Raw genomic sequence first — 25,617 nt, 5'->3', positions numbered from 1 at the left:
AAAAGTGATAAACAAGCATTTTAAATTTTCTATTTGGAAAGCAAGAACTACTAATTGGAGTGAGCTAAATAAACAGTTCCTTATTCAGCAGGCATTCGTCATCATTTCTTTTCATTCATTCTTTTCGCATGTTCACTAATAAGTGCTGCCTCCCTGCTTCCTTTTATAATGCGGAAACCGTCATAATCCGGATAGAGCGAGTCATCGTCCTGAATGCTTGTTAAAATCCAAAATTGACTGCCAGCCCCTCCGAGCCGCTCTACCGCTGACAGCCAGCTCTGATATACGTCAGGACGAGCTGATTGATTTTGATAGCCAAACTCTTCTAGCACAACTGGCTTTCCGATTGACTTCCCGCGGGTGATATGGTCTTCGATCCATTTCACTCCCCAGGCAGCAGACTTGCTCCAGTGATCTGGGTACAGATGATAGGTTCCATAATCGATATTAGGAAGAGATGTTAAACGGTCCCAATCGACGCCTTCTCCTCCTCCGTAAAACCAATCTTCATGTCCTGGTATGCGAAAGAATCCTTCATCTCCTACTGCAACAAGATGGTGACGATCCAGCGATTTGATCCATGTACTCATTTCATCTGCCCATTTGACTAGTACATTTCCCGTTGGATCTGACTGCATCCGCGGCTCGTTGGCTAATTCCCAAGTCATAATAGCTGGATCGTCTTTATATTGAACACCTGTAAACGTATTGGTTCTTTCTAATACATAGCGCACATAATTTTTGTAAGCTTTTTGAATACGAGGATCTGTATAGAAGGCATCATGCGATCCTGCCCCGAACCACTTCACATATTGATTCATACCGCCAAAGTCATCCCAATTGTTCACTAGTGGGATCACAAGCTTTATTCCTTCCTGTCCTGCTTTATAAATCGCATAATCTAGTTTTTGAAAACCAGATTCTTCATAGACGCCTGGACTAGATTGTAAGACTGAGTTTTCTTGAGGAGCCCCGTCGTGAAAGCCCCAAATCCGTATGACCTTTAAATTCATTGCTTTCATATCATCGAACACAGCATCTACCATTTTTTTAGATTTGTAATGGAAATAGTAATTATTTGTGCCGGCGAAGTAAAATGGTTGATTGTTCAGCGTAAATTGTGTACCAGACGTCTGCACATAAGCGGCGGCCTTCATCGTAAGCGAAAACCAGCCAGACCATATAGCGGCTATAAGTATGAAGCAAGACACTCTTTGATCCCACTTTTTCATTTACATTCTCCTCACAATCTATCTCTATCCTTCTTGAGGCAGGATCACGTCTAGTTGAAAAGGTGTTTGTTCATTTGAATCAAGTTCAATCGTCTGCTGTTTCAACATTTTACTTTCTTTACCGATTCGAATCTCATATGTTCCGTGAAATGCTGGACATTTCACATTGCCATTAGCATCTGTTTTTTCAACTCTTTGGGTCGTCCACTCATTTAGAAGCTTTTCATAACGTCGTCCTGCTTCATTTAAAGACCAATCATAATTCACGATGGCTGCATGTTCACCTCTCCAATGGGCACCTGCCCAAAATCCCCACATCAGCACTCCTTTTACGGCTGGATGACTAAATGCGACGCGATATAAAGCTTCCAGGTTATCCGCTCTTCTATTAGGGTCAGGGTGAACAGAATCGTACTCTGTGACCCATATTGGAAGACCAAGCTCAGCAAGGACATCGAGCCTCTCTTTGACAATGACTGGATCAACTCGTTCTTCAAAATGGCCTTGAACCCCAATCGCTTCAATAGGCGCGCCTAACTGACGCAGTTCATTGATATGCGCTTTATAGGCATGGTGTTCACCATAAGAGATCACATTATAATCATTCACAAACAATAGTGCTTGAGGATCAATTTTTTTCGTTTCTTCATACATCCACTTCCAAATATTTTTCCCAAAGCGATCTTTAAAAAATGAACCATGCATCATTTCATTGTTTACATCCCAATGACGAAACCTTCCCTTAAAGTGATTGCCCGCATGCTCAAGCCGGTTTTTCATGGCTTCGTATACTTCGTGATTCGGCAGTGACCTCAGCCAGCTTGGATTCGCATCCTCTACCTCCCAAAATAAAGCGTGCCCCCTCACTGGAAGCTGATGTCGATCTGCAAAATTCAGCATCGCATCTGCTTTTTCGTAGGTGATTTTCCCTCTTTCTGGCTCATTCGCATACCATTTTGCTTCATTTTCAAAAACAGCCCAATTAAAATGCTTCACGAAAAAATCAGCATATTGTTGATTAAATAACACTTGATCATTCATCGCTGAACCAAAGGCGAATTCATGTCTGATTTGCTTTATTTCAACCTCTATTCCTGCTATTGGCTTTTTTTCGCCGTTTGTCACGTTGATCACAAGATCTCTTTGTCTATGCTCTGAGATTCGATCATCCGCCTCTTTTTTCCACATCAGATTTTCCTGCCCATTTTCGCCTCTATTGAAGGAATGATGAAGAAAGCTTCTTTCTTTGACCATGTGAAATCACCCTTATCTTCATTGGATTCATATTACCTATTCAAACTGCCGGCTAGAAGCCGGCAGCTTGCTTTTAACCTCTTAGTTGATCAGACGATGGTATTCAGCATAGGCAGTGGCCATATCCACTTGAGACCAGAAGCGGTGATAAGTGAAAACTGGTGCGCCATTCTCCCATTTGCCTGTAGCTTCATTAAATGAAGACTGATATTTACTTTCGAGTGAAGACCATGCTGGATCTTGTTTAATCTTCGGACGAAGATCAGCAAAACTCGTATAGACCCCATTCCCTCCTCGTTGCGGGTCAGAAGGAATGGTGCTGGCTCCAGGAATCTGATTTCCTTGACCAAATGTCCCGTTCCATCCATTTGGGAAATACACTTCTTTTCTAAAGAAACGGTCATAGTCTTCTCTATCTTCCTCTGTCACTATGCCGACGCCATCATTGTAATTCCATGCAACCTCTAGGAGCTGCGCGGCTGCATCTTTCGCTCTTGCACCAAGCGCTGTATAATCACCTGTTTCCTGCTTTGTGGCTGCAGCAAAGAATATCAAAGCTTTGGCTAGACTTCCTAATACGCCCGTATCCTGAGTCGGATCTTTAGTTACAGCTGTTAAATTTGGATTTCCTGTTGCAGACTGGAACCCATTCCAAGTATCAGGCTGTCCGCTCCAAGCAATATTTCCAGGAAGCCAAAACTCTCCAGGCGCACTTGTTGTAGCAACCGAAACATTCGTTCCTCCTAGAATTCTCTGTCCTTGTTCATCTAAGAAATAACCCTCTTCATCTGACACAGGACGGCTGCCAATAAAAATGTAATCTAAAGCATAGCTGACCCATTTTGTTATGACAGATTTGGCCATTTGGACATTTTCAGATGTTTTGTCGCCATCTTTTACAAAAATATAATAAAGCTCTGCTACGCGCTCCATTGGCCACGCCTGCATTCCAAACCAGTTATTTGAAGGCGGGTCAAGGTAAACAGGTGCATCTTCATATGCCATATCATAAAAAGTACTTCTTCCTGCTGGATAAGCGCTATAGTCTCCATTCCAGCTATTGGTTGCGCCTCCTGCTATGGCTCCTTCTTTCGATTGAAGCCATACGTAAAATTCAAGCTGTCTCTTTAGTGTTTTTTCCCAATCGCTTGCCCCTGTTGCTGAAGATGGCTTTAAGCCTCCTTTATCTGAGGATAAAGCATAAGCCGCGACAGGATTTTGATATCCTTGATGACAATGGCTCGCTCCGATACGCCATGACCAGTTTGCATACTCCCCAAGTCCTCCGCCCCAAGAGGTATACCATGCCATTAAGTAATGACAGGCACCCTTTCCGTTTCCAGGATACGGATTCCCCTGCTTCCCGCTTCCAATCGTTTGAAAATATTTATCGTACATACCGTAACGGAGGAAATCCCCCATTTTTTTCGCTTTATCAAGATAAGCTGACCGATTATAGCCGAGCTCCTTTGCCCAATACATCGCTTGTATCGCGCGCGCATCAGCATCCGTCGCATTCGTATAGCGCCACTGGGCAGCTGGAGCTTGATTTTCTTTTGTGAACAAACTCATAAAGCCTTCATTCGGCTTACCAAAAGATTTATCGTCCTGTGATGGATGAGGGATGGACTCCCACACAGATTCTTGCGGACCACGCTGGAATGTGTTCACATAGGCGGCTGTATGTGATGGGTTGAGCAAGTTGCCATAGCCATACCAGTTATCTACGTCAAGGAGCCAGTGCATTAAATACGTTTCATTCGTCCCATAGGTTGATTTCAATTCACTATCAATTGGATCCTGACCAGCAGGACGAGCACCGGTCAGCTGGCTTGGGTATTGATCCGGAAATGGTTTCTCTGCTGCGTATGTGGCTGGGCTGGACGGATTATAAGCGTTCATATGCGGCTGCTCATCATTTCCATCTTCATTGACTGGGATGATGTACTTCTCCATATTGTCCCAAGCTGCCTCTAATTTGCTCCAGTCCCCTGTGTAATGTCCGTACAGCACCTCAAGCCACAGCCAATAGCTATATGCTTCTGAAGTTGTCATATGCCCGTAATCAGGTGCTTCGCAAATGAGTGTCTCGATTGAATGATACGGAATTCCTTCTGGTGAAAAATATCCATTCGCATCGCTTTTAATTTGATGATAAAGCGTTAAAAACCGTTCTTTGTTTGACAAGTCCTTCACCCTTTCAATAAAATCGTTGATTTTTATTTGTCTGGAAGTGTGCCAAATACTAAAACACCATCGTCAAAGACAGGAATCTTTGTTGTTTTTTGCATATTGGATGTTAATCCTTGATAGGAATAATCATTTGAGGCATCCCATATATTCGATCCATTTGGAGCAGATAATCGAAATTGTATTTCCTTCTTATGCTCAGATTCTCCTGTAGGAGAAATGGCTACGCCCGTAAAATCGATTTCTGCAAAATAGACGCGGCTTGATGCGTCATATACTTTTAAAGGCGATAAGGAAGCGCCTTCATTGTAGGCTGCTGTCACTTGAATATCCTTTTCAGTGAATCCCTTTGCAAAAACTTCGCTCAGATTGACGTAATATCTAAAAGATAGTGTTTGACTGCTTCTTGCCGGCCAGCCGGACCTGTTGTACAGCACTGCTTTCACTTGAGTAGATGTTGTATCGTTATGCATCACAGCTGCCTCTACAAAAAACTCATCCTCCACTTGTTCTTTAGGCGGGAAATTTGGCAGCTTTGATTGCCCTTGACCAAACAGCTGCACCATTTTGGCGATATTTCCAGTAAAGGCGGCATTATAATCGGTCGCCACCTCGTTAGATATATAATCAGAGATGTCATCATCATATTGATCCTGTGCATTAGGACCCCCTACAAGCGCTCCATAAAGAGTGTGCCGGTGAGATGGAGGATTTGTCAGCTGGTTAGACCATGAGCCATGTGCAGTACGGTGGTGCGGGTGCTTCGGCGGATTCTGGCCAAACCCAACGACGTAGCTTCTATTCCGCGGATTATCACCTAACATATAGTGAGTTTGCTTAATCGCAAACGATTGGTATCGATTTTTCTTTTCTTGATCAGATACCCAATCAGCATAGACAAAGGCTAAAAATGCTGCATTGGCGGCATAACGAAGTGAACCCCATTGATCCAGCCATGCCAATCCGCCAGGCGTATAGGTGATTCTTTCTACTTTTCCATTTTGAACAAGACCTGTGGTCCAGTAATCAAGATTGCGCTCTGTCGATTCTATAAATCTGTTTTCTTTCGTGATTCTTGCTAGTAAGATTTGTGAAGCAAAAAAAGTATTGTCCCATGACATGGTAAACGTATAATCCCAATTCTTCGGCCATTCCTCTACCGCTTTTAATGCTTTGTTTAAATAGGTTTCTTCATTTGTCGCCAAGTATAGCCAGATTCCACCCCAAATAAGTTCGTCAACATAGCCGCTCCAGGAGTTGTAAAATGGCTGCGCATTGGTGACACAATCTGTATATTTGCCGCGATACTTGTCAGCAAATGCATATAGCTGTTTGGCGTGCGTCAAAAGCTTTGCTGCATAGGACGCATCTGTTTCTTTAAAAATGATAGAACCTGCTGCTAAAGCCGCCGCAGTTTGTGCAGCTACTTCTGTGCCAGGACAATGTTCATCAATTTTAAAAGCTGGCCGGTTCATCGGCATCACTTCTGCTGGCCCCCACCAAGCATGATCGGCGTTTCCATCACCTACTTGCGCCCAAAATTCATTCGGTCCTGTATGTGCTTTCAAAAAATAATCTGTTGCCCACTTGATTTGATCTAAGATCTCATCAAGCAATTCTGCTTCTTCATAAGCTTCTCGGTATTCATATACTGTCCATGCAAGCACGGCTGCTGAGTAAGCCATCGGAAGTCCAAATTTCACATGATCTCCTGCATCATACCAGCCGCCAGTTAAGTCATGCCCAACATCCTTCCCGTCCTCTAGTCCAGAATCTCCCCGCCAGTTAAGACGATTACTTTCCGGAAGCCGGCCTGACCGCTGCGCTTCATAAAACAGCATGGATTTTTGTAAAACCTCTACATAGTTGTAAGATGCCATTTCTCTATTGCTCACCCCTTCTTTTTAGTGAAACATTGATCAATAGACGCAACCGCCTCCTTTCTATCCTTTGTTTCGTGATCTGTACAGTTTTGAAAAGAATCAAATAAGTTTCAAAAATAAGCATAGTAAACAGCAATCAGCTTTACGCTCATCGAAGGTTTTCTCTTGATTCTCCTTCTGACTGTACCCAGAATGATCATATGTCGCTTGAGAACATTTCAGACGGCGAAATTCTCTTTTGAGCTCTATTTGGGTAGAAAGAATGACATACAATCTCTTCTCTTAAAACATCACGCTAAATCAAGATATATGAACGAATAAGAAAATAATTCCAATTAGCAGGAAATCTTTATTAGTTAACATAATAAAATTATTGTATATAGAGAAAAGAACGCCCTTTTAGGGCGCTCTTATTTATCACATTAAAATAAAGAAAGCTGGTTTTGATCAGGAAGTGCTTCTAAACAGCCTTGACGATCTAAATATTCAAGGATGGTCTTCGACACTTTTCCGCGTTTTTGTAAATCTTCTTTTGAGAGGAATTCCCCATCTTGCCGCGCGCGGACAATATTTAACGCAACGTTTGTACCGAGTCCAGGGATGGAGTTGAATGGCGGTATTAATCCGTCTCCATCAATGATAAACTCTGTTGCACTTGAGCGGTAAAGGTCAACTTTTTTGAAGTGGTAGCCTCTTTCACACATTTCAAGGGCAAGCTCTAGTACAGTTAATAGGTTCTTTTCTTTCGGTGATGCATCTAAACCTTTTGAATTAATATCGTCCATAACAGCTCGAATCGCATTCGATCCTTTTGTCATCGTTTCAATATCAAAGTCATCCGCACGAACGGTAAAGTAAGCCGCATAGTACAGGAGTGCATGATGCACCTTGAAATAAGCAATACGAACAGCCATTAACACATAAGCAGCCGCGTGGGCTTTAGGGAACATGTATTTGATTTTTTTACAAGAATCAATATACCAGTTTGGTACATTATTATTCTTCATTTCTTCTTCCCATTCAGGAGGAAGTCCTTTTCCTTTACGAACAGATTCCATGATTTTAAAGGCAAGTGACGGCTCTAAGCCTTGATAGATGAGATAGACCATAATATCATCACGGCACCCAATTACTTCACTTAGTTCACACGTTTTATTGTGAATGAGCTCTTGCGCATTTCCGAGCCAAACATCCGTACCGTGTGATAGTCCAGAAATCTGAACAAGCTCTGAGAAAGTCGTTGGTTTTGTATCCTCTAGCATTTGCCGAACAAATCTTGTCCCAAATTCCGGGATACCGAGTGTGCCTGTTTTACAGCCAATTTGCTCTTCTGTGACACCTAGTGGCTCTGTCCCTTGGAAAATCTTCATGACTTCAGGGTCATCTGTTGGAATCGTTTTTGGATCAATTCCGCTTAAATCTTGAAGCATACGAATGACCGTTGGATCATCGTGCCCAAGAATATCCAGCTTCAACAAGTTATCGTGGATCGAATGGAAATCAAAATGTGTTGTCTTCCAATCGGAACCTGTCGCATCTGCTGGGTATTGAATAGGTGAGAAATCGTAAATGTCCATATAATCAGGCACTACGATAATCCCGCCTGGATGCTGGCCTGTTGTCCGTTTTACTCCTGTACAGCCTTGTACAAGCCGGTCGATTTCAGCGCCTCTCATATGAAGGTTATGATCCCCTGCATAGCCTTTTACGTAACCATATGCTGTTTTTTCTGCAACGGTACCAATCGTACCTGCTCGGTATACATAATCTTCACCGAACAACTCTTTCGTATAGTTATGTGCGATCGGCTGATATTCGCCTGAGAAGTTCAAGTCAATATCAGGGACTTTGTCTCCTTTAAAACCTAAGAACGTTTCAAACGGAATATCATGTCCATCTTTTTTATACGGCGCTCCACATTCAGGACAGTCCTTATCAGGAAGGTCAAAGCCTGAACCAACAGATCCGTCATTAAAGAACTCAGAGTGCTTACAGCTTGGGCATACATAATGAGGTGCAAGTGGATTCACTTCAGTAATCTCTGTTAATGTCGCAACAAGAGATGAGCCGACAGATCCCCTTGAACCAACGAGATATCCATCATCAAGTGATTTTTTTACGAGCTTATGAGAGATTAAGTAAATAACGGCGAAGCCATGACCGATAATACTTTTTAATTCTTTCTCAATGCGATCTTCTACGATTTTCGGCAAATCATCTCCGTAGATGCTGCGCGCCATTTGATAGCTCATTTCCCGTATTTCTTCATCTGCACCTTCAATTTTTGGTGTGTAAAGATCATCTTTAATAGGTTTAATGCTTTCGACCATCTCAGATACTTTTTGCGTATTTGTTACGACGATCTCTTTCGCTTTTTCGTCTCCTAGGAAGGAGAAGGCTTCGAGCATTTCATCTGTCGTTCTAAAATGAACTTTTGGCAGTTCATGGCGGTTCAGCGGATTCGCTCCACCCTGTGATGAAATTAAGATTTTACGATAAATTTTGTCCTCTGGATGCAGGTAATGTACATTTCCAGTCGCCACAACTGGTTTATTCAGCTTTTCGCCAAGCTTGACAATGTTTGTGATGATTTCTTTTAACGCACGTTCATCTCGAACAAGCTCAAGCTGCAGCAGGTGCTGATACACTTCTGGCGGATGTACTTCTAAATAGTCATAAAATGCTGCAATGTCTTCCACCTCATCAGGGGACTTTTGCATCATTCCTTCAAATACCTCACCCTTATCACAAGCAGACCCAACAATTAAACCTTCTCGATATTTCTCAAGCTGAGAGCGCGGAATACGCGGGACCCGGTAGAAATAATGAATATGAGAAAGTGAAACAAGCTTAAATAAATTCTTAAGACCTGTCTCATTTTGAGCAATCAAAGTCGCATGGTAAGGACGTGAGCGCTGGAAAGCATTCGACTGCCCCATGTTTTCATTCAATTGATCGTGATAGGCAATTTCTTTTTCAGCCGCATCTTTTAGCATCTTCAGCATGAGATAGCCTGTCGCCTCTGCATCATAAATCGCCCGGTGATGCTGCGTCAGTTCAATATCGAACTTTTTACAAAGGGTGTTCAGCCGGTGATTTTTAAATTCTGGGTAAAGGAACCGGCCAAGTTCAAGTGTATCAATGACAGGGTTTGACGCTTTATCTGTTTTTAACAGGCGTTTATACGCTGCATTTAAAAAGCCCATATCAAAGCTCGCATTGTGCGCAACAAGGATATCTTGTCCAATCCATTCTTTGAAATCCCGTACGACGTCGACGACATCTGGTGCATCTCTCACCATATCATCGGTGATACCTGTTAATTCAATGGTGGTCGCTGATAACGGGTGATGGGGATTTGCAAATGCCTCAAAGCGGTCAATAATTTCCCCGCCTTTTATTTTCACTGCTGCAAGCTCAATGATCGTGTCATAAACAGCTGAAAGTCCAGTTGTCTCGACGTCGAATACGACATACGTCGCATCCTCTAACAAGCGGTGATCTGGGTTATATGCAATCGGTACCCCGTCGTCTACTAAGTTGATTTCCACACCGTACATCATTTTGATGTCATGCTTTTTACTTGCTGCATACGCATCTGGGAAGGATTGTACAACGGCATGATCTGTCAGGGCAATTGCTTCATGTCCCCATTTTTTTGCTTGTTCAACAAGTCTGCCAATGCCAGTGACAGCATCCATTTGGCTCATAGGGGAATGTAAATGAAGCTCCACACGCTTTTCACCCTCAGGTGCTGTATCTTCTTTCAGCTGCGGTTTCATTTCATTGACATCATTAGCGATCATGACAAGATCTCTGACAAACGTATCATTTTGAATGCTTCCTCTTGCTTTCACCCACATGCCTTTTTTCAATGATTTCATCAGCTGAGCATCTTCTTTTTCTCTTGCAAACATTTTGATCAAAATACTGTTTGTATAATCTGTGATCTTAAAGATACAAAGCGTTCTCCCGCTTTTCAGCTCACGCGTTTCTGCATCGAATACGTAGCCTTGAACGGTAATTCTTCTTTCCTCGTCCATGATACTGTCAAGCGTACGAATTTCTTCATTGTCTTTGATTTGATAGCCAATCAACAGAGGGCCTGACGGAGCTTCATTCTGCTCCTCACTTTCTTTCTTCTCCATCTCAGTGAGGGCTTGCATGGCTCTTTCTTGATCTTCAGCAAGCTTTTGTTCTCTGAACTTCTGAATCTCTTGATCTGATACAAAAATTTCTGTATCGAATTGCAGCTCTGGAAAGCCCACTTGTTTAAATGCGGCCTGGAGCATCGGGCTGTACTTCTTCTTAATAGCGAGTGCCTCTGTTTCGCTTTTCGTTTTAATGATGATTTTATGTCCTGACAGCGATGGTTTTTGCTGCTGAAGCAAGCTGATGATTGGGGGAGAAATTCCTTGAAGTTCTTCCACACAATGTGACCAGTACGATTGCACGAGTTCTTCAGATATGTGCGGATCACTCACTTCAATCGTACAAGTGATTTGTGCAATATGTGAAAATGCATTTGTCAGCCTGCTGAGAAACATGGCGTATACTTTGTAAGGCAAAAGCGCCTTAAATTTAAAAAGGAAATGCCAAGTTTTCGTCGCCTTATGCACCGTCAATTTGACGATTTCTCCTTCTTCAAAGTAACGACTGAGGTCATCATCTGTCATTTGAATCTGATTGAGTAATATATGAAATTGCCGCCGTGTGATCGGTAATTGTTCATCCAAGACAGGACCCTCCTTTTGTCAATCAGAAAGGTACCTCTTTTCTACAGGAGGTACCTTCATTTTTTTGTTCGTTTTATGCTTGGCGTATAAATGAAATCAGATCATCAACAGATACTTCATGTGATTCACCTGATTTTCTAAACTTCACTTCTACTATACCTTCTTCTGAACGTTTTCCGCAGCTAATACGAATTGGCAGTCCAATTAAATCACTGTCTGCAAATTTTACTCCTGCACGCTCCTGGCGGTCATCGAAAAGTACGTCGAAACCTTCATCTTCTAATCGCTCGTACAACGTTTCAGCCAGTTCTTTCTGCGCATCGTTTTTCATATTTAATGCAAGGAGGTGAAGGTCATATGGTGCCACTGTTTCCGGCCAAATGATTCCTTTCTCATCGTGATGCTGTTCAACAATCGCTGACAGCGTTCTAGAGATACCGATGCCATAGCAGCCCATAATCATTGGCTGCGCACGTCCATTCTCATCAAGGTAAGTTGCATCCATTGACTCAGAATAACGAGTGCCGAGTTTAAAGACTTGTCCTACTTCAATCCCTTTTGCAAACTGGATGGTGCCTTCCCCATCTGGAGAAACATCTCCTTCTTGAATCAAGCGAAGATCTGTAAATTCTTTTACTGACACGTCACGTGCAGGATTGACATTGACATAATGATAATCCGCTTCGTTTGCACCAGCGACTGCATTTGTCATTCCCTTCACAGCAAGGTCCGCATAAATATCGACTTCTGCTTCCAGTTTAACAGGTCCAACAAATCCAGGCTCAGTTCCAATGACTTTCAGCACTTCTTCGCGTGAAGCAAGCTCGACAAGCTGTGCTCCTACCAAGTTTTTCACTTTCACATCATTTACTTCATGATCGCCTCTAGTAAGAATGAGAACATACGCATCATCTGCTTTAAACAAAACAGATTTAATGCAAGCAGAAGGGTCAACTTCTAAAAAGCCAGCCACATCTTGAATGGTTTTCATTTGCGGCGTATGGACTTTTTCAAGTTCTTTGAAGTCCGCAGGATTTGCTTCTTCTCCGTGATATACAGCCTCAGCCATTTCAATGTTTGCAGCATATGAGGAAGTATCAGAATAAGCGATGGTATCCTCTCCGACTTCTGAGAGCGCCATGAACTCATGCGTATCTTTTCCTCCCATTGCCCCAGAATCTGCAATGACTGGTCTAAAATTGAGACCCACTTTTGAGAACACATTAGAGTAAGCCGTAAACATTTTGTTGTATGTCTCATCAAGGCTTTCTGGTGAAGAATGGAATGAGTATGCATCCTTCATGATAAATTCACGTCCGCGCAGCAGTCCAAAGCGTGGTCTCTGTTCATCACGGAATTTTGATTGAATTTGATATAAAGTTAAAGGAAGCTTCTTATACGATTTCACTTCGCTGCGTACTAGTGATGTGATCACTTCTTCGTGGGTTGGGCCAAGCGCAAATTCGCGGCCATGGCGATCCTTCATACGCATCAGTTCTGGACCGTATGTATACCATCTTCCTGACTCTTGCCACATTTCTGCCTGCTGCAGCACTGGCATTAACAGCTCAGCTGCGCCTGCCTTTTCCATTTCCTTGCGGACGATCGATTGAATATGCTGAATGACTTTATGCGCAAGCGGCAGATAATGATAGATTCCACTTGTATTTTGTCTAATAAACCCAGCTCTTACTAAGAGTTGATGACTTTTTGCCTCAGCATCTGCCGGCACCTCTCGAAGAGTTGGAATGAAAGTCAGGGATTGTCTCATGTCGTTACACCTCATTTATGAAATAGGACTTCTCACAAAAACTCTTGTTTCCCGGAATGAGAAACAAGAGAGAATGGTTTTTATAAAAATAACCGCTGAATGTCATTCCACGTTACCACTAACATTAACAGCATGAGGAAAGCAACACCGATAAAGACAACAAGTGCTTCCTTCTCACGATTAATTGGTTTACCGCGAATGGCTTCAACAAATAAGAATAGTAAACGTCCTCCGTCTAATGCAGGAATCGGTAACAAATTCACGATGCCTAGGTTGATACTGAGGAACGCCGCAAACTGCATTAATGTTAACACACCTTGTTTGGCTACTTCTCCTGTCATGTCATAAATTCCAACAGGACCTGCTAACATGTCTAGTGAAAATTGTCCTGTGACAATTTTTTGCAAGTTCGTTAAGATCAGACCTGCCGTTGAAATGACAGTTGTTCCAGAAGATGAAATAACTTTCAAAAATCCATTTTCCGTTGGTGGATATGATCCGAAACGGCCAATGCTTTTCCCATCTGCTTTTACAGCTTCTGGTACAACCTGCACAGTGCTTTCTTTGCCATCTCGGTCAATGACGACATTCATTTTTTTCTCAGGGTTCTTTTGAACTGTTTGAACGACGTCTGTCCAAGAATTCATTTTCTCGCCGTTAATGGACACGATGTGATCTCCCTGCATGAGTCCAGCCTCAGCCGCTCGGCCGTCTTTCGTCAGCTTACCGAGTACAGGATCATCAACGGTTACCCCTTGAATAAAACCTAAAGCAACCAAAATCACATACGCCAGGATAAAGTTCATAATCGGTCCAGCTGCGATGGCTTTAATTCGCTGCCAAACTGTTTTTGAACCAAATTGACGATTGTATGGTGCGATTTGAATTTCTTCACCATCTGCAATATAGAAGCTTGTTTGACTGACATTGTAGCCAGTCAGAATATCTTCATTTCCAGCTTCATATCCCGAGATTCTCATAGCATGATCTAAATCAATCTGCTCAACTTCGATGACAAGTGCATCAGGATATTTTTCTTTATCATTTAAAATGATCTTTTCTACTTCATTTTGCTCATTGAATAAGAGCCCCACTGTATGACCTGGTTTAATTTCGATAACTTCAGGGTCCTCTCCAGCCATTTTAACAAATCCGCCAATAGGGAGAAGTCTAATGGTATAAACGGTTTCTTTTCGTTTAAAGGAGAAAATCTTCGGCCCAAAACCAATTGCGAACTCGCGGCATAAAATCCCCGCGCGCTGCGCCATAATTAAATGGCCAAGCTCGTGGAAAAAAACGAGCGTTCCAAAAATAATAATAAACGCAATCACTGTATTCACGAACATACCACCTTATGTGAGGATTGATTGAACAAAGTCTCGTGTATCTTTGTCCACTTCATGGATATCTTGCAAACTAGGCGTTGAAATCACATGATGTCTGATTAGTGCCTTTTCAATCAATTCTTCAATTTGCAGGAACGTTACTTTGCCTTTCAGAAATGCATCGACTGCCATTTCATTTGCTGCATTAAGTACAGCAGGCATTGTCCCTCCTATTTTACCTGATTCATAAGCAAAATGTAAGCAGCGATACCTGTCAAAATCCGCTTTTTGGAAATTCAATTGTCCAATCTCCCAAAGGTTCAATGATTTCGCTTCTTGTAACGGCGCCCTGTCAGGGTATGTGAGTGCATATTGAATAGGCACTCTCATGTCAGGTGTCCCTAACTGAGCCATGACGCTTTTGTCGTGAAATTCCACCATCGAATGGATAATGCTCTCTTTATGTAGCAGCACATCAATTTGTTCATAAGGGATATCAAACAACCAATGTGCCTCGATCACCTCGAGCCCTTTATTCATCATCGTCGCTGAATCAATGGTGATTTTCGCTCCCATCGACCAGTTCGGGTGGTTCAGCGCTTCTTCAACCGTAACACCTTCAAGTTCAGTTCGTTTTTTATCTCGGAAACTACCACCTGAAGCTGTCACGATTAAACGTTCAATATTTTTAGCTTGTTCACCTTGCAGGCATTGAAAAATAGCGGAATGCTCACTATCGACAGGAAGTAAAGGTACATCATATGTTTTAGCGTACTCTTTTACTATATGACCAGCTGTCACAAGTGTTTCCTTATTCGCGAGAGCAATCGTCTTTTTTTGTTCAATGGCCTTTAATGTTGGAACAAGTCCAACACTTCCTACAAGTGCATTGACCACTACGTCCACTGCATCATAGGTCGCTGCCTCGATGTTGGCTTCATCACCAGCAGCCAGCTTCACATCGTATGCAAATGAATGATTTTTTAGCATGTGATAGGTTTCTTCGTCTACACAGCCGACGAATTCAGGCTGAAAGCGCTCAATGATCGGAATCGCCTTTGCTATATTTCTGCCAAATGTCATGGCTTTCAGCTTAAACTTGTCCGGGTGCTGACTGATCACATCTAACGTTTGTTCTCCAATTGATCCTGTTGCGCCTAATAGCGAAATATATTTCAAATTGCCACTCCTTCTCTCGTTCAATAAGTTTCTATGAGGTTAGCTGGCAAACGTTGCGAGCAGTAAGTATAAAAACGGCAGAACGAATAAAAAGCTGTCAAACCTGTCCAAAATCCCGCCATGGCCAGGGAGAATTGTCCCTGAATCCTTCACGTGATAATGACGCTTTAAAGCAGATTCCACAAGGTCGCCAAGCTGTCCAAAGATACTGAGTAAAAGAGTAATAAACATCACAAGCAGATATGATGGCAAAAATCCTGTAACCGCCTGAAACACAAGTGACAACACGACCGCTGTGACGATTCCGCCGATAAATCCTTCTACTGTTTTGTTTGGGCTGATTTCTGGCCAAAGCTTTCGTTTCCCCATAGATTTTCCAATAAAATAGGCTCCTGAGTCAGTAGACCAAATAATCACTGCTGCGAAGAAGATCGCACTCATGCCATATAAGCCTCTAATTTGGATAAAATAATAGAAACTAACGCCAATATATAATGTGGCTAATACAACAAAAGCAACCTCATCGAAAGTGAAAGAGTTTTTGCTCAAAACTGTATAAGTTAAAAGTATTAAGACTGCAAATAAAGCAATCTGCATTTTTGATGCGTCCACGTTTGGGAAGAAGCTGTTGTCTCCGCCCATTAAAAGCCAAAGCAATATTAAGCTGACAATACCAGGAAAGCTGAAAATCGAGATCTTTTTCATTCTTAAAAGCTCAAAGAGAGCGACACTTCCCATTAAATAAATCAGCAGGGTAAATGGCATCTGTCCATATATAACTGCAAGCAAAAAGACTGCAGCTGCCAAAACACCCGTCAAAATTCTTTGTTTCATCTGCACCACCCTCTAAATTCCACCGAACCTCCGGCCGCGGCGCTGGTACTCTCCGATAGCGCCTATAAGGTGCTCATCAGAAAAGTCAGGCCAAAGCACATCCGTAAAGACAAACTCGCTGTACGCAATTTGCCAAAGCATAAAGTTGCTTAATCTAATTTCTCCACTCGTGCGAATGAGCAAATCCGGATCTTGAAGAGATTCTGTCATTAAATAAGCTGAAAACATCTCTTCTGTGATGTCTTCTGCTCGAAGCTTACCTTCTTTGACCTTTTCAGAAATTTGTCTGCATGCGGAGACGATTTCTGTGCGCCCTCCATAGTTGAGCGCAAAGTTCAAAACGAGCCCGTCGTTATTCGCCGTACTCTTTACTGCGTTCTCTACCGCTTTTTTCGTATGCTGCGGGAGGCCGTCTGGATCACCTGTTAAACGCACACGGACATTCTCCTCGATGAGTTCAGGCAGGTAGATGTTTAAAAATTCTTCAGGAAGTTTCATTAAAAAGTCTACTTCTAGTTTTGGACGTTTCCAATTTTCCGTAGAGAAAGCATACAAAGTCAGCACTTTGACATTCAGCTCATTTGCAAGCTTTGTCATGCGCTTGACGACTTTCATTCCTTCATGATGACCTGCTACCCGTGGAAGAGCACGTTTTTTCGCCCATCTTCCGTTCCCATCCATGATAATGGCGATATGTTCAGGAATTTCTCCATTTAATATGTCTTCTTTTGTCAGGCTTTCTAAGTTGGAAGCTGCTGTTTGCTGATTCTTCCAATTTTTGAGTATATTGAGCATGAGATTCCTCCATCACCCAAAAAGGTTGCGTTCCCGCTAAATAATATAGTCATCAACAGTATTAACAAAAAAACCCCCTGTAAACATGAAGAGGGTCTTTTCACTATTATCTATTGTACATAGTTTTTTCTTAAACTTCCATGATTTCTTTTTCTTTATCTTTCGTCACGTCATCAATTTTAGCGACATATTCATCTGTCAATTTTTGGACATCTTCTGTTGATGATCTTAATTCATCTTCAGTGATCTCCCCATTTTTCTCAAGCTTTTTCAAATCATCGTTTGCATCACGACGCACGTTACGAACAGCTACTTTTGCTTCTTCTGAGTATTTTTTTACGACTTTCACAAGCTCTTTACGTCTTTCTTCTGTCAGCGCAGGAATCGCAATACGGATCACATTTCCGTCACTTGTTGGCGTGATGCCAAGATCAGACTTTTGAATCGCTTTTTCAATATCACCGATTGCTGTTTTATCGTAAGGTGTGATAATCAGCATACGTGCTTCTGGCACTGTGATCGACGCAATTTGGTTAAGCGGTGTCTGTGCACCGTAATAATCCACTGTCACTTTATCAAGCAGTGAAGCATTCGCACGGCCTGCACGAACAGTTGCAAGCTCACGTCCGTACGCTTGTACGGCTTTTTCCATTTTTTCTTTCGTTTGGTTCAATACTTCTTTTGACACGTTATTTCCCCCTCACGATCGTTCCGATTGATTCGCCGTTTACGGCACGTTTAATATTTCCTTCTTCCATAATGGAGAAGACGATTAATGGAATGTCATTGTCCATACATAATGAGGACGCAGTAGAATCCATTACAGCAAGCCCTTCTTTAAGTACATCAAGATATGAAAGCTTATCATATTTTACTGCATCCGCATCTGTACGAGGATCAGCACTGTAGACACCATCTACATTATTTTTCGCCATTAAAATGACATCTGCTTCAATTTCTGCTGCTCGAAGTGCTGCTGTAGTATCTGTAGAGAAATAAGGATTCCCTGTTCCAGCAGCAAAAATGACGACACGTTTCTTCTCAAGATGACGGATCGCTTTTCTTCTTATGTATGGTTCTGCAACCTGTCTCATTTCAATAGAGGTTTGCACTCTAGACTGAATGCCAAGCGTTTCTAGGCTGTCCTGTAACGCCAGTGAGTTCATCACTGTTGCCAGCATCCCCATGTAGTCTGCTGTTGCACGGTCCATTCCTAGATCACTGCCTGTCTTCCCGCGCCAAAGGTTTCCTCCGCCTACAACGACTGCAACTTCAACATCAAGCTCTGCAATTTCTTTTACTTGCTTTGCAATTGATTGAATGACAGTTGGGTTAATTCCATTTCCAGCATCACCCGCTAGTGCTTCGCCACTTAGCTTCAGTACAATGCGATTATATTTCGGTTTGCTCATGATAACCTCCAAGTGTATACTATACCGTCTCTTATTATGCGTAAGAAACTGCCTTTTGTAAATCAATATCCTCTAAAAAATAGGGAACACAGTGCTTGTGCTCCCTAAAAAAGCCCCAGAGAGCTTTTCAAACATTATTTTTTCACTTGGCTCATAACTTCTTCAGCAAAGTTGTCTTGACGTTTTTCGATACCTTCGCCCACTTCATAGCGAACATAAGTTTGAACAGTTGCGTTTTTCGCAGCTACAACTTGTTTCACTTTTTCATCTGGGTTTTTAACGAACGCTTGGTCAAGTAAGCAAATTTCTTCGAAGAATTTGTTTAGACGGCCTTCTACCATTTTAGCTACGATGTTTTCAGGCTTTCCTTCTTGAAGCGCTTGCTGTGTTAATACTTCACGCTCACGGTTTGCTTCTTCTTCTGACACTTGGTCACGAGAAATGTATTTAGGGTTTACAGCTGCAACGTGCATTGCGATGTCTCTTGCAAGCTCTTCGTCAGTTGTTCCGTTAAGAACAGCTAACACACCGATACGTCCGCCCATGTGCAGGTAAGAACCGAATGCAGCATTATCTTCTTTTGTGATGACAGAAAAACGGCGTAGAGTGATTTTCTCTCCGATTTTCGCAATTGCAGATGTGATATGCTCTTCAACTGTTGAACCGTTTTCCATTTTAGAAGCATGAGCTTCTTCAAGTGTTGCAGGTTTAGCAGCAAGCAAATGATCAGCAAGTTCGTTAAGAAGTGCTTGGAATCCTTCGTTTTTCGCAACGAAATCAGTCTCAGAGTTCACTTCTAGGATCACGCCTGTGTTACCGTCAGTTTTGATAAGAGTTAATCCTTCTGCCGCAATACGGTCTGCTTTTTTCGCAGCTTTTGCGATTCCTTTTTCTCTTAGAAGGTCGATTGCTTTCTCGATGTCACCATCAGTTTCTGTTAACGCTTTTTTACAGTCCATCATACCTGCACCAGTTTTTTGACGCAGTTCTTTAACTAATTGAGCAGTAATTGCCATTTTACATTTCCTCCTTCTATGTTAAAACACGGATTACTAGGTGAAAAAAAGGTGATAAAAGGCATTTCCCTCTTATCACCTTTTGAATAGGTTACGCAGTTGTTGTTTCAGTTTCTGTCGTTTCTTCTACAACAGCTTCTTCTTCGCCTTGTTTAGACTCAAGAATCGCATCTGCCATTTTAGCAGTTAGAAGTTTTACAGCACGGATTGCATCATCGTTTGCAGGGATCACAACATCAATTTCGTCTGGATCACAGTTTGTGTCAACGATACCGATGATTGGGATATTCAATTTACGAGCTTCTGCAACTGCAATACGCTCTTTACGAGGGTCGATAATGAAAAGTGCATCCGGAAGACTCTTCATGTCTTTGATTCCGCCTAGGAATTTTTCAAGACGCTCTAATTCTTTTTTCAGTTGAACGACTTCTTTCTTAGGAAGAACTTCGAATGTACCGTTTTCTTGCATTTTTTCAATATCTTTTAAACGTTTAATACGTTTTTGGATTGTTTCAAAGTTTGTTAAAGTTCCACCAAGCCAGCGTTGGTTCACATAGAACATACCAGAACGGATTGCTTCTTCTTTCACTGAATCTTGTGCTTGCTTTTTCGTACCAACGAAAAGGATTTTTCCTCCGTCAGCAGCAAGGTTTTTCGTGAAGTTGTAAGCTTCCTCTACTTTTTTCACCGTTTTTTGAAGGTCGATGATGTAGATACCGTTACGCTCTGTAAAGATGTAACGCTTCATTTTTGGGTTCCAACGGCGAGTTTGGTGACCGAAGTGAACACCAGCTTCTAGCAATTGTTTCATAGAAATAACTGACATTTTGTTGCCTCCTAATATAATGGTTTTTTTTCCTCCGCTTAAGTCATGTTCACATAAAACTGCGCCACGGCAGCACCTTTATACGAATCATTAAGCGTGTGTATTTAACACCAAGAAATAATATAACACATGATGGACTGACAATCAAGAATCCTTTACAGCTTTCCGCTAAATTTTAATAAAAGCTCGATTTCTGTCTTGCCAGTTTTCATTTCTTTCGCTATTTCTTCTAGTGACCGCCCTTCATCATATAGGGTCTTCACTTGGTCCTCGAATGTTTCTTCTATTTCACTTTTAGAAGGCAGAGAAGCCTCTGTTTCAAGTTGTGGAACGGGTTCGTTTACCTTCTCTTCCTGCACCTCAACTTCGCTAAGGAGAGCCGACAGGTGCTCTGGTACGGGATCTTCACTTTCGACCGATTGCTGGGATTCAATTGGTGGTTGTGGCTGTTTTGGTGTCTGAAGATCCGATTTCAGCTCTTCAGCAGAAAAATCAGGGGAAGCGGCTGCCACTTTTGATAGTTTGTCATTCTCTTCTTTGACCTCCATCAAAAATGCAGCCAGGGTATTTTCCGTTTCTTCTAGAAGTTCTCGCTGCTTTTGTTCTGTTGCCTTCAGCGAATTCATTCTCGTATATAAAATAATCACAAAATAAATAAGTGCAGCATGAAGCATGAAGCTAATCAGCCATAACATATTTTTTCACTCACTAACTCTTTAAGATTGAATGGCTTTATCAAGCAGATGCTTAAGCTTGAACAAGGCCTTTGAATGAATTTGCGAAATGCGCGAAGTAGATAAATTGAGCACTTGACCGATTTCCGTTAATGTCAGTTCTTCTTTATAGAAAAGACTGATCACAAGCTTTTCTTTTTCTGAAAGCTCTGTGATTTTTTCAGAAAGCTGTTCAATTAATTCATCTTTCAGCATTTTCTCTTCTGGAGTCACAGACTTCTCGTCGCGAATCATGACTTGGACGTTCTCTCCGTCTTCTTGATCATGCAGCTTCTCATCGATTGAGAGCAGATTTGCAAAGAATCCTTCATTCATCGTTGTGACGACATCCTGTTCACTCATGCCGAGTTCCTCAGCCACCTCTGTCGGCGTCACATTACGCAAATAACGCTGTTCAAGCTTTTCAATAGCCGCTTCTACTTTTTTTGTTTTTTCTCTTGATGTACGAGGCAGCCAGTCCTCTTTACGAAGACCGTCGATAATGGCCCCGCGGATTCTGAAGGATGCATATGTATCAAACTTCAGATCTCTTCCGGGATCAAATTTTTCAAGGGCATCATATAAACCGAGCATCCCTAGACTGATCAAGTCTTCTTTATGCACTGACTTCGGGAGACCGATGGAAATTCTTCCAACATGATATGTGACGAGCGGCATATAGCGGCGCATAAGATCATCTCCAGCAGCTGGGTCTTTCCACTCTTTCCATCTAGCCCATAGCGCCTGATCTTCGTAATTTAAGGATTGCATCTTTATCCCCCTATACTTCCTTAGTTATATCTTCATAATGCCTTGCTTCACAGTACGGATCTCAAGCTCTGCCGTAAGCGGATCGAATTCGATCGTGCGGCCACTGTTTCCGCCTGTATCCTCACTAATAATCGGGATATGATGAAGAGACAGATGTTCTTTTACAGCTGAAACGTTTCTAGGTCCAATTCTCATTAGATCATTGGTTGACTTAAACTTAAACATTTCCGCTCCGCCAGCAAGTTTTGCCTTTAGCGCATGTTTGCGTGCGCCTGCTTTTAAGAGCAAATCAATTGTATGCTTGACACCTGTATCTGCATATTTAGCCAAGTTCTCCACCGCCCCTTTTGAAAGAGAGGAATCTGGAAGCATAACATGGACAAGGCCTGCCAGCTTTTTGTCTTGATCAAACAAGACAAGCCCTACGCAGGAACCAAGACCGGATGTCCGAATGCGGTCCGGTGATTTAACAAGCTGAACATCCGCAATACCAACCTTTACAACTGCCGGAATTTGCACGTTCATTATAGGTTACCTAATGCTTTGAATAGTTTTTCGAACGATTCAAAGTCTGGTAATAGAAACATATTTCCTTTCAGCTCTTGCTTATTTTGATCATCAAAAATAGATGTATCAATCACAATCGCCTGATCCCCAAGAGGACTGAATTGCATCAACCCTTCACTAATGACAGCCCCGAACATATCGAGCGTGACATCTGGAACACTTGGGTAAAGCTGCAATTTGGTTAAATCGGCAAGGGCTGATAAATAAGAGCCCGCTAAAATATTTCCAAGTTCATGAAGTGCTGACGTCCCCATCTCATGTTCATGAATCGTATCAATATCAAATGCCGGATCCTGGACAAGCTCTCTTACAAATTGTTCTGCTTGCTCAAACGGCATAATGAAAAAGATTGAGCCGGTTAAATCCCCTTCCATTCGCAGGAAAATACTTGCAACAGGAAGGTCTGCACCGCCAAAGAAATCCATTAAATCTTCAAACGAGAGAACCTTGACAAAAGGAACAGCCATATCGATTTTGCGATCCAATAGGTTGGCGAGAGCAGACGCTGCGTGGCCTGCCCCGATATTCCCAACCTCTCCTAAAATATCTAGCTGTTCATCTTTAATTTCGTTGAAAATGCTCATTTCACATCCCCCTTAATGAACAGGTGCACCTTGAACGCTCTTGTCGAGGACAGCACCGGCATGAATGATATTGAAAAGACGCTGATCATGCTTAATGATACCTGTCACCCATGACTGTCCTTCTTTTTCAGCTGATTCAGGAGAAGATTCTACTTCTTCCTGATGAACGGTTATGACATCATTTGCTTCATCAACAATCCAGCCGACCTCAATGTCACCAACTTGTACAATGATCATTCTTGTTTCATCTGTAATTTCGTTGTCAGTAGAACCAAGTCTGACTCTCAGGTCAATGACAGGTGTCACGACACCGCGTAAATTAATAACACCGCATATATAAGGGGCAACGCCAGGAACTCTTGTCGGCTGCTGCCATTTTTCAATGGACTTTACTTCTGATACTGAAATGGCGTATTCTTTTTTGTTTACGATAAACACAATCATCTTTTCGCCAGTTTTGATATCTGTACTCATTTCAGACCGCTCCTCTATTGTTTTTTACTTGATCAGTGCATTACAGTCAACGATGAGTGCAACTTGACCGTCACCTAGGATCGTTGCGCCGGATATCGCAAATACGTTTGGCAGATAATCTCCTAGTGATTTCAATACAACCTCTTGCTGACCAATAAATGAATCGACCACAAATGCTGTCAGCTTGTCTCCTTTACGAACAACAATGATGTGCAGTTCTTCCTCTAATTCATTCGCATTTGGTACGTGGAATTGTTTCTTCAAGTACACGACCGGTACGATAAATCCGCGGAAATCAATCACTTCACGATCATGCGTTTGCAGGATGTCACTTTTCTTAATGACAGCCGTTTCAATAATAGAAGAAATCGGAATCGCAAATGTTTCCTCTTCTAGTTTTACAAGAAGAACGGAAATAATCGATAATGTAAGCGGAAGCTGGATCGAAAATAGTGAACCCTGTCCTTCTGTTGAGTTAATGCTTACAGATCCGCCAAGTGATTCCAGCTTGTTTTTCACAACGTCAAGACCTACACCGCGGCCTGAGATGTCAGAAATCGTATCAGCTGTAGAGAATCCTGCTGCAAAGATCAATGAATCAATTTGATGATCTTCAAGTGTTTCTGCTTCTCTTTCTGTGATAACCCCGCGCTCTAATGCTTTTTCAAGCACCTTTTTACGGTTAATTCCGCCGCCATCATCTTCTACTTCAATGAAGACATGGTTTCCGCTATGGTACGCTTTTAATAGAACCGTACCTTTTTCCGGCTTGCCTTTTTTCACACGTTCTTCTGGTGATTCAATCCCGTGATCTAGACTGTTTCTGAGTAAATGCAAGAGCGGATCACCAATCTCGTCGATCACTGTTCGATCAAGCTCCGTCTCAGCACCCTCAATAATAAGCTCAATTTTCTTATTAAGCTCTTTCGTCAATTGACGAATCATACGCGGGAATCTGTTAAAGACAGTTTCCACAGGTACCATTCTCATGTTCAGGATGATTGATTGCAGGTCTCCAGAAATACGAGTCATTCTTTCGACTGTGTCTGTGAGTTCGTTATTTTCTAGTTCTTTCGCAATCTGTTCTAATCGGCCTCTATCAATCACAAGTTCTTCAAATAGATTCATAAGAGAATCAAGACGGTCGATGTTGACACGAATTGTTTTCGTTCCGCCGGCAGCTGCACCGTTATTGCCATTTGCTTTTGGCGCATCATTTGCTGGCGCTTTCGCAGCAGGAACGGATACTTCTTCTTTTTTCTGTTCAGGCTGCGCCTCTTGTTTTTCAGCTGGAGCTGCTTCTTCAAATGCGGAGACTTCAGAGATCTCAACCTTCTCAACCTCTGAGATCGCCGTAACGATTTTCTGTACTTCGTCCATCGGCTGTTTAGAAAGATAAGAAATGCTGAATTCAGATTCAAAATCTTCTGATTCTAACAGTTCTGCATTTGGAACGGTTTTGACAACCTCGCCTGCTTCATTTAATCTTTCAAAAATCATATAGACACGAACGGCTTTTAGTAAGCACGCTTCACTTAATGTCACGTTGAGTTCATAGCATTTGAAGCCTTGCTCTCTCGCTTCATCAAGAACCGTTCGTTCAAATTCGTTATAATCTAAGTCATTAGCAGCAGCTGATGCATCTGCTGTTTCAACGCTAGAAGCTGCCTCAGCATGGCTTCCTGTCACATCTAGCTTTTTACTAATCTCTGTGACATCGCGTTTCCCGTCTCCTCCTTCTGCAATCGATTGAACCATTGCTTCAAGATGATCGAGTGCTTCGAACATCGTATCCATTGACTCAGGAGTGACAATCATTTGTTCATTACGGATCGCATCAAACATGTTTTCTAAATGATGCGTTAAGTGAGCCATATCATCAAAGCCCATCGTTGCACTCATGCCTTTCAATGTATGAGCTGCTCTGAATATATCATTCACTAGCTGCAAGTCGGTTGGGTTCTTTTCTAAATCAAGAAGTTTTTCATTACAAGTTTGTAAGTGTTCTCTGCTTTCATCTAAAAAGATATCTAAGTATTGGTTTACATCCAACGT

20 protein-coding genes are annotated in these 25,617 nt (G+C 42.2%); all 20 read right to left on the bottom strand.

Features of this window, described 5'->3' with window-relative positions; genetic code table 11:
- Positions 1–101: 101 nt before the first annotated feature.
- Complete coding sequence (locus MHI08_RS07980; RefSeq protein ID WP_342500137.1) at positions 102–1,232, bottom strand: cellulase family glycosylhydrolase; 1,131 nt, start codon at positions 1,230–1,232, stop codon at positions 102–104.
- A 24-nt stretch (positions 1,233–1,256) separates the two neighbouring features.
- Entirely contained in the window at positions 1,257–2,486 is a 1,230-nt protein-coding gene (locus tag MHI08_RS07975) for an endo-1,4-beta-xylanase (protein WP_087975438.1), read from the bottom strand.
- Between the two features lie 81 nt (positions 2,487–2,567).
- Positions 2,568–4,673, bottom strand: coding sequence for a glycoside hydrolase family 48 protein (locus MHI08_RS07970; RefSeq protein WP_073205200.1), 2,106 nt, complete (start codon positions 4,671–4,673; stop codon positions 2,568–2,570).
- A gap of 32 nt (positions 4,674–4,705) precedes the next feature.
- Positions 4,706–6,556, bottom strand: a complete 1,851-nt coding sequence (locus tag MHI08_RS07965; protein ID WP_286099108.1) for a glycoside hydrolase family 9 protein — start codon at positions 6,554–6,556, stop codon at positions 4,706–4,708.
- A gap of 425 nt (positions 6,557–6,981) precedes the next feature.
- Entirely contained in the window at positions 6,982–11,235 is a 4,254-nt protein-coding gene (locus tag MHI08_RS07960) for a PolC-type DNA polymerase III (protein ID WP_342500191.1), read from the bottom strand.
- A gap of 133 nt (positions 11,236–11,368) precedes the next feature.
- A complete protein-coding gene (locus MHI08_RS07955; RefSeq protein ID WP_286099107.1) occupies positions 11,369–13,066 on the bottom strand; it encodes a proline--tRNA ligase in 1,698 nt (565 codons plus the stop codon).
- Between the two features lie 80 nt (positions 13,067–13,146).
- Positions 13,147–14,412 (bottom strand): RIP metalloprotease RseP, encoded by a 1,266-nt coding sequence (gene rseP / locus MHI08_RS07950; protein ID WP_087975441.1) that lies wholly within the window; start codon positions 14,410–14,412, stop codon positions 13,147–13,149.
- A gap of 6 nt (positions 14,413–14,418) precedes the next feature.
- On the bottom strand, positions 14,419–15,570 hold the full coding sequence (dxr, locus tag MHI08_RS07945; protein ID WP_024424147.1) for a 1-deoxy-D-xylulose-5-phosphate reductoisomerase: 1,152 nt from the start codon (positions 15,568–15,570) through the stop codon (positions 14,419–14,421).
- A gap of 39 nt (positions 15,571–15,609) precedes the next feature.
- Positions 15,610–16,404 carry a phosphatidate cytidylyltransferase gene (locus MHI08_RS07940; protein WP_024424148.1) on the bottom strand — a complete coding sequence of 265 codons (795 nt, stop codon included), beginning with the start codon at positions 16,402–16,404 and terminating at the stop codon, positions 15,610–15,612.
- A gap of 12 nt (positions 16,405–16,416) precedes the next feature.
- Positions 16,417–17,199: an isoprenyl transferase gene (locus tag MHI08_RS07935; protein ID WP_024424149.1), complete on the bottom strand. Its 783-nt coding sequence runs from the start codon at positions 17,197–17,199 to the stop codon at positions 16,417–16,419.
- 130 nt (positions 17,200–17,329) lie between these two features.
- Entirely contained in the window at positions 17,330–17,887 is a 558-nt protein-coding gene (gene frr, locus MHI08_RS07930) for a ribosome recycling factor (RefSeq protein ID WP_024424150.1), read from the bottom strand.
- Between the two features lies 1 nt (position 17,888).
- On the bottom strand, positions 17,889–18,611 hold the full coding sequence (gene pyrH / locus MHI08_RS07925; protein WP_008344767.1) for a UMP kinase: 723 nt from the start codon (positions 18,609–18,611) through the stop codon (positions 17,889–17,891).
- Between the two features lie 134 nt (positions 18,612–18,745).
- Positions 18,746–19,627, bottom strand: a complete 882-nt coding sequence (gene tsf / locus MHI08_RS07920) for a translation elongation factor Ts (RefSeq protein WP_024424151.1) — start codon at positions 19,625–19,627, stop codon at positions 18,746–18,748.
- 91 nt (positions 19,628–19,718) lie between these two features.
- Positions 19,719–20,453 (bottom strand): 30S ribosomal protein S2, encoded by a 735-nt coding sequence (gene rpsB, locus MHI08_RS07915; RefSeq protein WP_024426991.1) that lies wholly within the window; start codon positions 20,451–20,453, stop codon positions 19,719–19,721.
- A gap of 155 nt (positions 20,454–20,608) precedes the next feature.
- Complete coding sequence (locus tag MHI08_RS07910; protein WP_024424153.1) at positions 20,609–21,148, bottom strand: hypothetical protein; 540 nt, start codon at positions 21,146–21,148, stop codon at positions 20,609–20,611.
- Positions 21,149–21,169: 21 nt separating this feature from the next.
- Positions 21,170–21,937, bottom strand: a complete 768-nt coding sequence (locus tag MHI08_RS07905; protein ID WP_024424154.1) for a FliA/WhiG family RNA polymerase sigma factor — start codon at positions 21,935–21,937, stop codon at positions 21,170–21,172.
- A 24-nt stretch (positions 21,938–21,961) separates the two neighbouring features.
- Positions 21,962–22,462: a chemotaxis protein CheD gene (locus MHI08_RS07900; RefSeq protein WP_024424155.1), complete on the bottom strand. Its 501-nt coding sequence runs from the start codon at positions 22,460–22,462 to the stop codon at positions 21,962–21,964.
- Entirely contained in the window at positions 22,462–23,088 is a 627-nt protein-coding gene (locus MHI08_RS07895; RefSeq protein WP_024424156.1) for a chemotaxis protein CheC, read from the bottom strand. Before MHI08_RS07895 ends, MHI08_RS07900 begins: the two co-directional genes overlap by 1 nt.
- Positions 23,089–23,100: 12 nt before the next feature.
- Entirely contained in the window at positions 23,101–23,562 is a 462-nt protein-coding gene (locus MHI08_RS07890; protein WP_024424157.1) for a chemotaxis protein CheW, read from the bottom strand.
- Between the two features lie 24 nt (positions 23,563–23,586).
- Positions 23,587–25,614 (bottom strand): chemotaxis protein CheA, encoded by a 2,028-nt coding sequence (locus MHI08_RS07885; RefSeq protein ID WP_024424158.1) that lies wholly within the window; start codon positions 25,612–25,614, stop codon positions 23,587–23,589.
- Between the last annotated feature and the right edge of the window lie 3 nt (positions 25,615–25,617).

The organism is Bacillus sp. FSL M7-0791 (assembly GCF_038627085.1).
GTDB classification, from domain to species: domain Bacteria; phylum Bacillota; class Bacilli; order Bacillales; family Bacillaceae; genus Bacillus; species Bacillus safensis.
The sequence above is the reverse complement of the archived record's forward strand: the minus strand, read 5'-3'. Positions and strand labels throughout refer to the sequence as shown.